General features: G+C 73.4%; 11 protein-coding genes and 1 tRNA gene. 4 read left to right on the top strand and 8 right to left on the bottom strand.

Annotated elements, in window-relative coordinates; genetic code table 11:
• The first annotated feature begins 44 nt into the window (after window positions 1–44).
• Window positions 45–905: a helix-turn-helix transcriptional regulator gene (locus tag O7611_RS00285; protein ID WP_194798927.1), complete on the top strand. Its 861-nt coding sequence runs from the start codon at window positions 45–47 to the stop codon at window positions 903–905.
• Between the two features lie 82 nt (window positions 906–987).
• Entirely contained in the window at window positions 988–1656 is a 669-nt protein-coding gene (locus tag O7611_RS00280) for a hypothetical protein (RefSeq protein ID WP_194798928.1), read from the top strand.
• A gap of 52 nt (window positions 1657–1708) precedes the next feature.
• Here O7611_RS00280 and O7611_RS00275 read toward each other — a convergent pair.
• Window positions 1709–1782, bottom strand: a tRNA-Thr gene (locus O7611_RS00275).
• A 133-nt stretch (window positions 1783–1915) separates the two neighbouring features.
• Between O7611_RS00275 and O7611_RS00270 the strand changes: the two genes are divergently transcribed.
• Window positions 1916–3646 (top strand): metallophosphoesterase family protein, encoded by a 1731-nt coding sequence (locus tag O7611_RS00270; RefSeq protein WP_269695959.1) that lies wholly within the window; start codon window positions 1916–1918, stop codon window positions 3644–3646.
• An 89-nt stretch (window positions 3647–3735) separates the two neighbouring features.
• Here O7611_RS00270 and O7611_RS00265 read toward each other — a convergent pair whose 3' ends face one another.
• The 7 genes from O7611_RS00265 to tmk all read right to left on the bottom strand — a co-directional run bounded on the left by O7611_RS00265 (window position 3736) and on the right by tmk (window position 10884).
• Window positions 3736–4839, bottom strand: coding sequence for an IS30 family transposase (locus tag O7611_RS00265; RefSeq protein ID WP_194803567.1), 1104 nt, complete (start codon window positions 4837–4839; stop codon window positions 3736–3738).
• 84 nt (window positions 4840–4923) lie between these two features.
• Window positions 4924–5766: a PSP1 domain-containing protein gene (locus O7611_RS00260; protein WP_269695958.1), complete on the bottom strand. Its 843-nt coding sequence runs from the start codon at window positions 5764–5766 to the stop codon at window positions 4924–4926.
• A 260-nt stretch (window positions 5767–6026) separates the two neighbouring features.
• Complete coding sequence (locus O7611_RS00255; RefSeq protein WP_194798931.1) at window positions 6027–6695, bottom strand: hypothetical protein; 669 nt, start codon at window positions 6693–6695, stop codon at window positions 6027–6029.
• Entirely contained in the window at window positions 6695–7000 is a 306-nt protein-coding gene (locus O7611_RS00250; protein WP_194798932.1) for a hypothetical protein, read from the bottom strand. Before O7611_RS00250 ends, O7611_RS00255 begins: the two co-directional genes overlap by 1 nt.
• A 1-nt stretch (window position 7001) precedes the next feature.
• On the bottom strand, window positions 7002–7331 hold the full coding sequence (locus O7611_RS00245) for a YbaB/EbfC family nucleoid-associated protein (RefSeq protein ID WP_013473591.1): 330 nt from the start codon (window positions 7329–7331) through the stop codon (window positions 7002–7004).
• A 128-nt stretch (window positions 7332–7459) separates the two neighbouring features.
• On the bottom strand, window positions 7460–8731 hold the full coding sequence (locus O7611_RS00240) for a DNA polymerase III subunit delta' (protein WP_194798933.1): 1272 nt from the start codon (window positions 8729–8731) through the stop codon (window positions 7460–7462).
• Complete coding sequence (gene tmk, locus O7611_RS00235; protein WP_269695957.1) at window positions 8728–10884, bottom strand: dTMP kinase; 2157 nt, start codon at window positions 10882–10884, stop codon at window positions 8728–8730. Before tmk ends, O7611_RS00240 begins: the two co-directional genes overlap by 4 nt.
• A gap of 217 nt (window positions 10885–11101) precedes the next feature.
• On the opposite strand from tmk, the gene O7611_RS00230 reads away from it, so the two are divergent.
• Window positions 11102–12310, top strand: coding sequence for an amino acid deaminase/aldolase (locus O7611_RS00230; protein WP_194798934.1), 1209 nt, complete (start codon window positions 11102–11104; stop codon window positions 12308–12310).
• The last annotated feature ends 33 nt before the right edge of the window (window positions 12311–12343 follow it).

Genomic DNA, 12343 nt, shown 5'->3' with positions numbered 1-12343 from the left:
GCTGAGGCTCCTGGCGGCCGGTCGGCCGCGGTTATGTTGGGGTGGTGGACGGCAGCAATCCGCTCGGCGAGTTCCTGCGTGCCCGGCGTGAGACGACCAGTCCGGCGGAGGCCGGCATCGTCTCCTCGGGCCGGCGCCGCACGCCGGGTCTGCGGCGCGAGGAGGTCGCCCAGCTGTCCGGGGTCAGCACCGACTACTACGCGCGCCTGGAGCAGGGGCGGGAACAGCATCCGTCGGAACAGATGCTGAACGCCCTGGCCCGCACCCTCGGACTCGACGCCGAGGAGACGGCGCATCTGCACCTGCTGGCCAGGATCGGCCGCAAGCCTGTCCGCCGGGGTACGCGGGAGACCGTCCGGCCGAGCCTGCTGCGCCTGATGGACGGCTGGTTGCACACACCCGCGCTGATCATCGACCGCAGGATGGACGTGCTTGCTGCCAACCGGCTCGGACGCGCCCTGTTCGCCAAGCTGTTCGAGGCCGACGAGCCCAACCTCGTCCGGTTCGTCTTCCTCGACCCGGCGGCCCGCTCCTTCTATCCCCACTGGGACCGGGTCGCGCGGTCCAGCCTGGGCGCGCTGCGGGCCGCCGCAGCCGACATGCTCGACGACGCGCGGCTCACCGAACTGGTCGGGGAACTATCGCTGAAGAGTCCGGAGTTCCGCCGGCTGTGGGCCCGCCACGACGTACGGGGAAAGACGCACGAGGCGAAGCTGTTCCACCATCACGACGTCGGCGAGCTGACCCTCACGTACGACTCCCTCACCGTCGCGGGCGCGACCGGCCAGCAGATGGTCGTCTACCAGGCCGAGCCCGGCAGTCGTTCGGCGCAGGCCCTGGCGCTGCTGGGCACGGTCGCCGCCGAACTGCCCGCTCCGGGCAGAAGAGCACGGGCGGCCTCGTAACCGCGTCTACAGCCGAAACGCTACTGGTGATCCCGACTGTTCTCCTGATGGGATTTCCGAGCAGCGCGGGGACGATCATCCGATGCGACAGGAGCATCCGCGGCACGTACCCGATCGCACCGGCACGCCCGGTGTCGAGGCTAAGTGGGCGGTCGCCCGCTGGCGGCGCGCCCTTGCGATTCTCGCGCCGCTGGTCGCCGCGGTGCTCGGCGCCGCGATGGCCACGCAGTGGGAGGTCGGCGGCGGCCGAGCCGTCAGCTCTCTCCCCGCTCCGGCGCGATGGATGGCCGAGAACCTGCCGTTGTTCGACGGTGGGGAGCCCGCGTGGATCTGGCGTGGGCCCTTCTTCGTGTCGGTGCTGCTGGCGCTGCCGCTCGTCTGGACGGTGACCGGCCACGCCACCGCGACGCCCCGGCGCCTCACGCGTTACGGGCTCCTCGCCGCGGCCATCGCGATCGGCCTGGAATACAACAGCCCCGGGTACGGGTGGATTTTCGACCTCCTGGCCCTGCTGACGGCGCTGGTGGGCACCGTCTGGTGTGGCCTGCAAGGGCTGCGTCGCGGTGTGCTGCCACGCCGCGTCGCGTGGGCGCTCGTCGCGGCACTGCCGTTGACGCCACCGGCCGGCTTCCTCACGTTCTGGTACCTGCCGCCCGGCCTGACCATGGGCGTACTGCTGGCCTGGGCGGCTGCCGCCGGCCTGGTCGGCCGGCCGCGTTCGCGGACCGGCACCCCGTCGGCGGAGGGATGATCGGCCCTCGGAAACGGCGAAGCCCAGGCCGATGACCTGGGCTTCTGTACCGAGCCGCCTGACGGAATCGAACCGTCGACCTACGCATTACGAGTGCGTCGCTCTAGCCGACTGAGCTAAGGCGGCAACGATCGTCAAGTGTACGGCACGCCCCGCCGGAAGCCGAACCGGATCCCCCCGTCGCCGAACCCGGACACCGGGCCACATCCGCCCCGCCACGGGAGAGACTTCGCGCCCGGTCCGGACTACCCTGCGGCGGGTGACCGACGAACCGCCGCGACCACCGGCTCCCGAGGCGCATCCCGGCGAGCGGGCCACCCGCCGCCCCCGCAGCATCGACCCCCGGGAGCTGGGCTTCACCCCGCGCCGGCCGGTGCCCTGGCTCGCGCCGCTGCTGCTGATCAGCACCGGCCTGCGGACGTTGCTGGCCATGTTGTTCGGGGCGTACCTGGACAAGCGCGAGTTGCAGAACGCGTTCGGCGACGGCACGTTCCGGCAGGTCGGGCCGGACGGCGGGCTCTGGCTGGACTACGTGGCCGACCTGGGTGACGGCTTCGACGCCACGTACTCGGTGGCGTACCTGCTCGCCCAGCCGGAACTGACGGTGGACGGGCATCGCCTCCCCCGCGCGCAGACGCTGGTGATGGGCGGCGATCAGGTCTACCCGGCGGCGGGCTACGAGGCGTACGAGGACCGCTGCAAGGGCCCGTACCAGTCGGCGCTGCCTGTCGCCCCGCCGGGGCAGCCGACCCTGTTCGCGGTGCCGGGCAACCACGACTGGTACGACGGGCTGACCGCGTTCCTGCGCCTGTTCGTACGTACCCGGGACCGGCACTTCGGGGGCTGGGGCACCGGCCAGTCCCGCTCGTACTTCGCTGTCGAGCTGCCGGCCGGCTGGTGGCTGCTCGGCCTCGACGACCAGTCCGGCTCGTACCTGGACGACCCGCAGCTCACCTACTTCGACGAGGTGGCCCGCAAGCTCACCCCGGAGTCCAAGGTGATCCTGGCGGTGCCGGCGCCGACGTGGGTCAAGGCCGTCGACCACCCCAACGCGTACGACTCGATCGACTACTTCATCCGTACCCTCGTCGCACCGACCGGGGCGCAGGTGCGGGTGCTGATCTCCGGCGACCTGCACCACTACGCCCGCTATGCCGGGACGGACCGGCAGCTCATCACGTGCGGCGGTGGCGGCGCCTACCTCTACCCCACGCACCGGCTGCCCGAGAAGCTTGAAGTGCCGCCGCGTGACACGCTGACCCGCCGGGCCAGCAACACCCAGGAGTACGACCTGGCCGCGCGCTACCCGGACAAGGCCCGTTCCCGCCGGTACGGCTGGGGGATCTTCGCCCGGCTGCCGTTCCGCAACCCGGGCTTCACCACGCTGCTCGGCACCCTGCACACGCTGCTGATGCTGGCGATGGCCGGGGTGGCGGTGCAGCGGGTGGGCACCACCGAGCAGCGGCTGTTCAGCGTACCGCTGGCGATCATGCTGGTGGTGGCGATGATGGGTGCGGTGTTCTTCGCCAAGCCACCGACGGCGGGCGGGAAACGGCACGCCCGGCACTGGATCCTCGGGGTGACGCACGGGCTGGCCCAGATCGCCCTCGCCGCCGGGGGCACGTGGGTCTGGTTGCAGCTGCCGTTCTACGACTGGCCGTGGCCGATGCCGGCGGTCGCCGCGGTGGTGCTCTACGGGCCGGTGAGCGGGTTGGTGGCCAGCCAGCTCGTCGCGCTCTACCTGCTGGTGGCGGGCGCGTTCGGGGTGAACCTGAACGAGTTGTTCGCGGCGCAGGGCATCGAGGACTCGAAGGCGTTCCTGCGGTTCCGGATCGACAGGGACGGCACGCTGACGATCTATCCGATCGCCGTCGACAAGGTGTCCCACGACTGGCAGCTGAACCCCGACCAGTCCCCCACCGCCTCCTGGCTGACCCCGAAGACCCCGCTGACCCCCCGCCTCGCCGAACCCCCCATCGTCATCCGCTGACCCCACCCGGCACACACCGGACCTCACTCCGTCGATCATGAAGTTGGCGGCGAAGTCGATCAGGCGGGGTCAAGGGGTGAGTGCAATCGTCAGGTGGTGATGAGTTGTGCGAGGCGTTGGGCTGGGGTGTTCCAGCCCAGCGTTTCGCGGGGCCGGGTGTTGAGTTCGTGGGCGACGTGGTCCAGGCCGCGCTGGTCGATGGCGCGGAAGTCGTAGCTGCTTTTGGGGAAGTACTGGCGTAGGAGCCCGTTGGTGTTCTCGTTGGTGCCGCGTTGCCAGGGGCTGTGGGGGTCGCAGAAGTAGACCGGGCAGCCGGTGGCGACGGTGAACACCGGGTGGGTGGCCATTTCCGTGCCTTGGTCCCAGGTCAGCGACCGGCGCAGGTGTGCCGGCATGCGGGCTGCCAGGGCGGTGAGGACACCGATGACGGCTTCGCTGTCGCGGCCGTGAGGCAGCGCGCCGAGCATCACATAGCGGGTGGTCCGTTCCACCAGGGTCACGATCGCCGAGGCTCCGGCCTTGCCGATGACCAGGTCACCTTCCCAGTGCCCGGGCACCGCCCGGTCGGCAGCCTCAGCCGGCCGGTTACTGATCCGCAGGTCCCCGATCCAGGGCCGCCGACTACGGGCGGCACCCGCGGCCCGCGACTGCGGGCGCCGCTGGGTGCGACCCGAGCGCAGCGCCACCTGCCGGGTCAACTCCGCCCGCAGGCTGCCCCGCGACTGCACATAGATCGCCTGGTAGATCGTCTCGTGGGACACCTGCAACTCCGGCCGGTCGGCGAACGTGGCCCGCAACCACGCGGCGATCTGCTTCGGAGACCACCTACGCGCCAGTTTCCCCGCCACCACCTGCCGCAGCCGCGTGCCCGCCGCCAACTTCGAGACCACCGGCCGCCGCCGGGCCCCGTCAGAACGCCGCTGCGCCCACTGCGCCTGATACCCCCACCGATACGGACGCCGAGCCCGCCCGGACGGCAGTGACCGCCCGAGCGGGTTCTTCGTCCCGTGCCGCGCACTGTTGTTCCGCGCCACCTCCCGCGACACCGTGCACACCGGCACCCCGAGAACCTCCGCGATCTGCGAGATCGTCCGACCCGACCCCCACAGATGCTCCAACACCTGCCGATGCCCGAACGTCATCACACCCGGCCTCGCCACCAGCCCCTCCAGCCCAACCAAGATCAGTTGCACTGAAGCCTAGAAACCGCCTCACCATTTCGACCGCTAACTTCATGATCGACGGAGAAAGACCGGGGCGGGAGGAGAGGCAGCGGGTCAGGGCTGGGGGTAGTGCTGGTCGTGGGCCTGCCTGGGGCCGCAGACCGACGCGCGGGAGCACATCGAGCGGGAGCCGTCCGCGTCCAGCCGGACCGTCACCGCGTCGCGCGGGACACTGTGGCCGACCACCTTGCCCTCGCCCTGCGGTGTGGACACCCGGTTGCCGACCGCCGGGGCCGACTCCTGGAATTTCTGATACAGCGGGTGTTCGTACTTGAGGCAGCACATCAGCCGCCCGCACGCCCCCGAGATGCGCAGCGGGTTGAGCGGCAGGTCCTGGTCCTTCGCCATCCGGATGGTCACCGGCTCGAAGTCGGTCAGGAACGTGGCGCAGCACAGGTCGCGCCCGCAGGAGCCGATGCCGCCCTGCACCCGGGCGGAGTCGCGGGCGGAGAGCTGCCGCAGCTCGACCCGGCAGTGCAGCGTGGCGCCCAGGTCGCGGACCAGCGAGCGGAAGTCGACGCGGTGCGGCGCGGTGAAGTAGATGGTGGTGCGGTCACTGCCGTTCTCCGGCGTGGCCAGGACGTGGTCGACGGCAACCACCTTCATCGGCAGGCCGTGTTCGCGGATCAGCCGCTTGGCGGCGACCTTCGCCTCGGCCTTGCGTCGGCGCAGCGTCTCGTCGCGGCGCAGGTCGTCGTCGCCGGCGATCCCGACCAGTTTCGGGAAGCTGTCGGTGTCCTCGCTGACCCACTGCGCGGCCCACACGCACTCGGCCACCTCGGGCCCCTCGTCGGTGGGCACCAGCACCCGGTCGCCCACCTGCGGGCGCAGCTCGCCCGGGTCGAGGTAGTAGAGGCGCCCGTACCGGTTGAAGCTGACCGCGCAGAGCATGCCCATACGCCACACCCTACGCGGATCGACGACCGCCGCACGGCGCACCTGTCGCCGCCCGGTCACCCACCGCAGCGATCATTGTCGTCGACCCGGCCGAACCGGCCCCATCGCCTCGCCCGGACGGCTGAATCTGCGTGGGGCTCCTGACAAACACCGCCCGGGCGCGTTGAGTGAAGGCATACCTGCGGGGGGTGCAGGGGAAGGCCACGGCGTCGCCGCCGTCACCCGGCCACGGCCGGATCGGCGCGCGGCGCCGTGGACCGTCAGTAGCCGATCCGGGTGGTGCCGCCGTAGCGCGGGCCGGTAATGGCGCGGTCCCGCCACTGTGTCTCGGCCAGGCTCGGCCCCCACTGGCGTAGCAGCGTCTCGGCACCGTCATAGGCCACCCCGAGCACACCCAGGATCCTCGTCGCGATCTCGGCCGCGGCGGACGCCCCGGCCCGTCCGGCCTCGGCGCCGGGCCTCGTCGCCGCGTGCACCGCGACCGCCTCGGCCGAGCCGAGCACCTCGGCCAGCGCCCGGGCCAGCGCGGCCCGGCTGCCCTCCACCCAGCCGGCCAGCGCGTCGGCGTAGCCCGCCGTCGACTCCAGCCGCCCGACCAGGCTGTCCGGGCCTTCGTCCAGGTGCCGCAGCAGGGCGGCACGTGCCTCGTCGTACGCCGACGCGGCGGCACCGGACCAGGCGACCTGGTCGGCCAGCAGGGCGCAGGTGTCGTCGTACCCCCGGACGAGCCGGCGCACGGCGTGGCCGGCGCCGGTCAGCGGCGCGGGATGCAGGTCGAGGAACTCGCGCACGGCCGCGCCGGGGAGCACCTGCATGCGGCGCAGCAGCGGCCAGAGCCGGTGCCCCTCGGGCGCGCCGGCGGCCAGCAGCGTGTCGACGCGGGCGAGCAGGTCGAGCCCCGGCTCGGCGAGGCGGTCGAGCGCGTCCATCAGGCCTCCCGGGCCAGCCGCCGGGCGACCGCGTCGTCGGCGGCGGCGTAGCGGTCGGCGGCGCTGCGCAGCGCCGCCGCGGCGGCGGCGAGCCGGACGGCGGCGGCCTGCGCCTCGCGCGCCCGGTCGGCTGTGGCAAGCGTCCACTGGCGGTGCAGTGCGCGGCCCACCTCGCCGGGGCGGCCGGTGGCGTGCGCGCCGAATGCGGGATGCGGCGGGTCGGTGGCGGGCACCGTGCGGGCGAGGGTGGCGAGGGTAGCGCCGGCCTCGTCGAGACGGGCGGCCAGGGCACGCAGCGTCTCCATGTCAGGCCCCCGCCAGCGGCCGGTAGGCCGCGAACGTCTCGTTGTGCAGCTTCTCCCGCGCCCACTGCGCCGCGTCGGCGGCGGCGGTCACCGCGGCCTGCACCGAACCGGCGACGTCGCGCGGGCTGCGGTGGTGCAGCGGGCCGAGGAAGCGCACGTCGGTGATGCGCCCGCCGGCGGTCACCACCACCTCGACGAGCCCGTCGGGTGAGCGGACGGTGACCTCGACCGTCGCGACCGCCTGGTCGAACTCGGCCTGCAGGTTCTCGATCCGGCGGTAGCGCCGCACCGCCTCCTCGATCCAGGCCTCGTCGATCTCGCCCCGCGGCATCGGCGGACTCCTCCCGGCCGGTCCGGCCTTCACTGAGCGTGCCGCCTCGGTCACCGCGGCATCACCGGACCGTACCGCACGCCAATCGCGCGTGTCGATGCCCTGTGGACAGTGCGGAAGGGGCCGGCTCAGCCGCGCCAGAGGGCCAGCATCATCGCCTCCACCGCGATCCGCGGCTTGACGTTGGCCTCGATCGCCGCGCGGCACTCCAGCACCGCCTCCAGGCGGCGCAGCGAGCCCTCGGCGTCCCACTTCTGCGCGCCCGCACCGGCGAGCGACGCGGTGTCGGTGTGCACCGGGGCGACCGGCGCCCGCAGCGCCATGACGAGCGCGTCCCGGTAGAACCCGGCCAGGTCGACAAGGGCCCGGTCGAGCGCGTCCCGCTGGGCGCGGGTGGCCCGCGACTTCTGCCGCTTCTCCAGGTCCTTGAGCTGACCGGCCGCGCCGCGCATCGCGCCGGCCGCGCCCCGGCCGGTGCCGCCCGCGCCGAGCGCGGTCTGCAACGCCGTACGCTCCGCCTCGTCGATCTCCGCGACCGAGGCGGCGGCCTCCGCCTCGGCGGCCTCGATCAGCGCCGAGGCCGCGTCGAACGCCGCGCCCACGCCGGTCAGCCGACGCGGTACGGCCAGCACCGCGTCGCGCCGCTGCCGGGCCTCCGGGTCGCGGGCCAGCCGCCGGGCCCGGCCCACGTGCCCCTGCGCCGCCGCGGCGGCCCACTCGGCCACGTCCGGCGCAACCCCGTCGCGGCGGACCAGCACCTCGGCCACCGCTGCGGGCGGCGGCTGCCGCAGCGGTACGACGCGGCAGCGCGACCGGATGGTCACGGAGATGTCGTCCGGGTGGGTGGACGGGGCGCAGAGCAGGAAGACGGTACGCGGCGGCGGCTCCTCGATCGCCTTGAGCAGCGCGTTGCCGGCGGCCTCGGTGAGCCGGTCGGCGTCCTCGATGATCACGATCTGCCACCGGCCGCCGGACGGCGCGCTGGCCGCCCGCAGCACCAGCGCGCGCATCTCGTTGACGCCGATGGAGAGGCCCTCGGGAACCACGAGACGGACGTCCGCGTGGGTGCCGGCGAGCGTGGTGTGGCAGCCGGGGCAGGTGCCGCAGCCGGTGCCGTGCACGCACTCCAGCGCGGCGGCGAAGGCGCGGGCGGCCACCGAGCGGCCCGATCCGGGCGGCCCGGTGAAGATCCAGGCGTGGGTCATGCCGCCGCCCGGGTCGGCCGGCGCGGCCGAGCCGGGCTCGCCGTCGTGCTCCTCGGCGAGCGCGTCGAGGTCGTCGTACCCGCCCGCGGGGGACGTCACCGGCGCACGCAGCAGGGCGGCGGCCGAGGCGGCGGCCCGCCGCAGCATGGCCACCGCCTCGTTCTGCCCGACCAGATCGCCGAAGACGTCGGTCATCGTCGGGGTTGCTCCATCGTCACCAGCTCCGCGTCGGATAACTCGGGCTGGACCGAGGTGTCCGGGCCCTGCGCCGGACGGGGGTGCACGATGCCGGCCGGATCGGCGAGCAGCTCGCCCACCCGGCGGGCGACCGCGTCGGCGGTCTCGTCGATCGGGCGGGACGCGTCGAGCACCAGGTAGCGCTTCGGGTCGCCGGCGGCGAGGTCGAGGAAGGCGTACCGGACCCGCTCGTGGAACGTCAGCGACTCGGCCTCCAGCCGGTCGGTGCCCTCGGCGCGGTCCTCGACCCGGCTCAGGCCGGTACGCGGCTCGACGTCGAGCAGCACCACCAGGTCGGGCTTGAGGCCGCCGGTGGCCCAGGACGAGAGCCAGGAGACCTCGTCCACCGGAAGCGTCCGGCCGGCGCCCTGGTAGGCGAGCGACGAGTCGACGTACCGGTCGCTGATCACCACAGCACCACGTACGAGCGCCGGGCGGACGACGGTGGCCACGTGGTGCGCCCGGTCGGCGGCGTAGAGCAGCGCCTCGGCGCGCGGCGACGGCGCCTCGCCGGGGGTGGTGCCGAGCACCAGGGAGCGGATCCGCTCGCCGACCGGCGTGGCGCCCGGCTCGCGGGTGACCACCACGTCGCGGCCCTGCGCGCGCAGCCGGTCGGCGAGCTGAGCGAGCTGGGTGGACTTGCCGGCGCCCTCGCCGCCCTCGAAGACCACGAACAGGCCGCTGGAGACGAACGGCTCGGCCGGCATCAGCGGGCGGCCCCGGATCGAGCCCCAGAGGTCGGCGAGGACCGGTACGCCCTTCTTGTCGTCCATCTGGCCGAACGCGCTGATTCCGGCGATGATGCCGGCCGCGCCGGCGGCGAGCAGCAGCAGGCGGGTGGAGGAGATGGAGATGCCCAGGTCGGCGATGGTGAGCTGGCGGGAGCCACCGACGCCGACCAGGAGGCTGCTCAGCGCGATGGCCAGGATCAGCACCAGCCGGGTGCCGATCTGCACCACCGCGAAGACCCGGCCGCGCACCTCGTCGGCCACCTCGCCGCCGAGCAGCGTGGTGCCGGCCAGGAACGCCATGCCGGCGCCCGCACCGACCAGGATCGCGCCGAGGATGGCCATCGACAGGTGGATGGCGAACGCGAGCACCAGCACCGAGGCGCTGGCGAGCACGATGCTCATGCCGAACCAGCGGCGGCGGGACATGTCCCGCACGATCATCGGCCCGAGGCCGATGCCGAGCGCCAGGCCGACGAAGATCGCGCCGAAGAGCAGCGAGAACGCGGCGTCACCGGCGCCGAGCGAGTTGGCGAAGAACTTGGCGGTGCCGACCACGATGCCGCCGCCGGCGAACGCACCGAAGATGCCCAGCACCAGGCCGCGGACGAGCGGGGTCTTGCCGATGTACTTCCAGCCCTCGGAGAACTGCCGGAACATGCTCTGCTCGGAGCGCTCGGCCTCGCCGCGCTGGGCGTGGCTGATCTCCTTGATCCCGAACGCCACCACGAGCGCGGTGGCCAGCCGGGAGAAGGCGTTGAACCAGAGCGCGAGCTGTGCGGGTTCGGCCCAGTCGGGCAGGTCGCCGCCGACCGCGCCGCGGACGCCGCGGTCCAGCACGGCAAGGGCGATGGCCGCCGCGACCGGCGTGAGGCCGTACGTGGTGATCAGCGTGAGCTGGTTCGCCGCCTCCAGCCGGGTACGCGGGATGAGGTTGGGGACCGCCGCCTCCTTGGCCGGGATCCACATCAACGTGATCGACTCGATCAGGAAGGTGGCGATCAGCGCCCAGCCGACCACCAGCCCGCCCGCGGCGCCGGTGAGCGCGTACAGCGGGATCGAGGCGAACAGCACGAAGCGCAGCAGGTCGCAGATGACCATCGTCCACCGGCGGTCGAACCGGTCGGCGAACACACCGGCCACCGGGCCGAGCACCAGCGCCGGGAGCAGCCGGATCGCGGTCACGCCACCGAACGCGGCGCCCTGGGCGGTGCTGCCGGAGACCTGGGAGGCGGCGAACAGCGCGGTGGCGAGCAGGCCGAGCCAGTCGCCGAAGGAGGCCGCGCTGAGCACGATCCACAGCCTGCGGAACGGCCGGATGCGCAGCACCGAGCGGATCGCGGCGACGCCGGAGTGGTCGGCGGCTGTCCCGGGCGACGACACGCCGGGCGACTCGCCGTTGTTCTGGCTTTCGATGGCCGTACCTCCACGTGCCGGCCCAGGTCTGGGCATCCCCGGTGGAACACTCTAGTCGCGCAGGAAGGGTCGTCCCCCGCGACATTCACCTGCTCGCCGAGCCTAGGCCGCCGGGACCACCGCCCGCAGCCCGGACAGACGCGAGGGTATTTCGCATTGCCGTCCAGACAGTTAGCGTGCAGACGTGGCCATCGACCGTGACAAAACTCGCGATCGTCTCGACCGGGCGACCGCTCACCTCGACCCGCCGTACGCGGTGGTCGACCTCACCGCGTTCGACGCCAACGCCGAGGCGCTCGCCGGCCGGTCCGGCGGCAAGCCGCTGCGCGTGGCGAGCAAGTCGGTACGCGTCCGCGAGCTGCTGACCCGGGCGCTCAAGCGGCCCGGGTGGCACGGCGTGATGGCCTTCACGCTGCCCGAGGCGCTGTGGCTGGTCCGCTCCGGGGTCAGCGACGACGTGCTCGTGGCGTACCCGACGGCCCACCGGGGCGGCCTCACCGACCTGGCCGCCGACCCCGCGCTCGCCGACGCGGTGACGCTGATGATCGACGACACCGCACAGCTCGACCTGATCGACGCGGTGTGCCCGCCCGCGCGCCGCCCCGCGCTGCGGATCTGCCTCGACCTGGACGCCTCCTGGCGCCCACTCGGCGGCCGGGTGCACGTCGGCGTGCGCCGCTCCCCGGTGCACAGCGCCACGGCGGCCGGCGCGCTCGCCGCCGCCGTCGCCGGCCGGCCGGGCTTCCGGCTGGTCGGCCTGATGTCGTACGAGGCACAGATCGCCGGCCTCGGCGACGCACCACCCGGACAGGCGATGCTCGGCTCGGCGATCCGGGTCGCGCAGCGCGGGTCGTACCGGGAACTGCTCGCGCGCCGCTCGGCCGCGGTCGGTGCGGTACGCGAGCACGCCGACCTGGAGTTCGTCAACGGCGGCGGCACCGGCAGCGTGGCCGCCACCAGCGCGGACCCCGCGGTCACCGAGGTCACCGCGGGCTCCGGCCTGTACGGGCCGACGCTGTTCGACGCGTACCGTGCCTGGCAGCCGACCCCGGCGGCGTTCTTCGCCTGCGCGGTGGTCCGCCGCCCGGCGCCCGGGCTGGCCACGGTGCTCGGCGGCGGCTGGATCGCCTCCGGCCCGGCGGCGGACAGCCGGCTGCCGCGGCCCTGGCTGCCGGACGGGTTGAAGCTGCTCGGCGCGGAGGGCGCCGGCGAGGTGCAGACCCCGCTGGCCGGGAAGGCCGCCGACAACCTGCGCGTCGGCGACCGGGTGTGGTTCCGCCACGCCAAGGCGGGCGAGCTGTGCGAGCACGTCAACGAGGTGCACCTGATCGAGGGGGACGCGGTGGTCGCCACCGTGCCGACCTACCGGGGCGAGGGGCACGCCTTCCTCTGAGCCGCCCCGCGGCTCTGCCCCACCACGTGACGA

The sequence above is a fragment of the Micromonospora sp. WMMC273 genome (assembly GCF_027460285.1).
Taxonomy (GTDB): domain Bacteria; phylum Actinomycetota; class Actinomycetes; order Mycobacteriales; family Micromonosporaceae; genus Micromonospora; species Micromonospora aurantiaca.
The sequence above is the reverse complement of the archived record's forward strand: the minus strand, read 5'-3'. Positions and strand labels throughout refer to the sequence as shown.

What these genes read in the sequence shown, in the direction of transcription:
- O7611_RS00280 (WP_194798928.1), top strand. Translation starts at nt 988, where the DNA reads ATGCGACAGGAGCATCCGCGGCACGTACCCGATCGCACCGGCACGCCC.
- O7611_RS00260 (WP_269695958.1), bottom strand. Translation starts at nt 5,766, where the DNA reads ATGGGCATGCTCTGCGCGGTCAGCTTCAACCGGTACGGGCGCCTCTAC.
- O7611_RS00255 (WP_194798931.1), bottom strand. Translation starts at nt 6,695, where the DNA reads ATGGACGCGCTCGACCGCCTCGCCGAGCCGGGGCTCGACCTGCTCGCC.
- O7611_RS00250 (WP_194798932.1), bottom strand. Translation starts at nt 7,000, where the DNA reads ATGGAGACGCTGCGTGCCCTGGCCGCCCGTCTCGACGAGGCCGGCGCT.
- O7611_RS00245 (WP_013473591.1), bottom strand. Translation starts at nt 7,331, where the DNA reads ATGCCGCGGGGCGAGATCGACGAGGCCTGGATCGAGGAGGCGGTGCGG.
- O7611_RS00240 (WP_194798933.1), bottom strand. Translation starts at nt 8,731, where the DNA reads ATGACCGACGTCTTCGGCGATCTGGTCGGGCAGAACGAGGCGGTGGCC.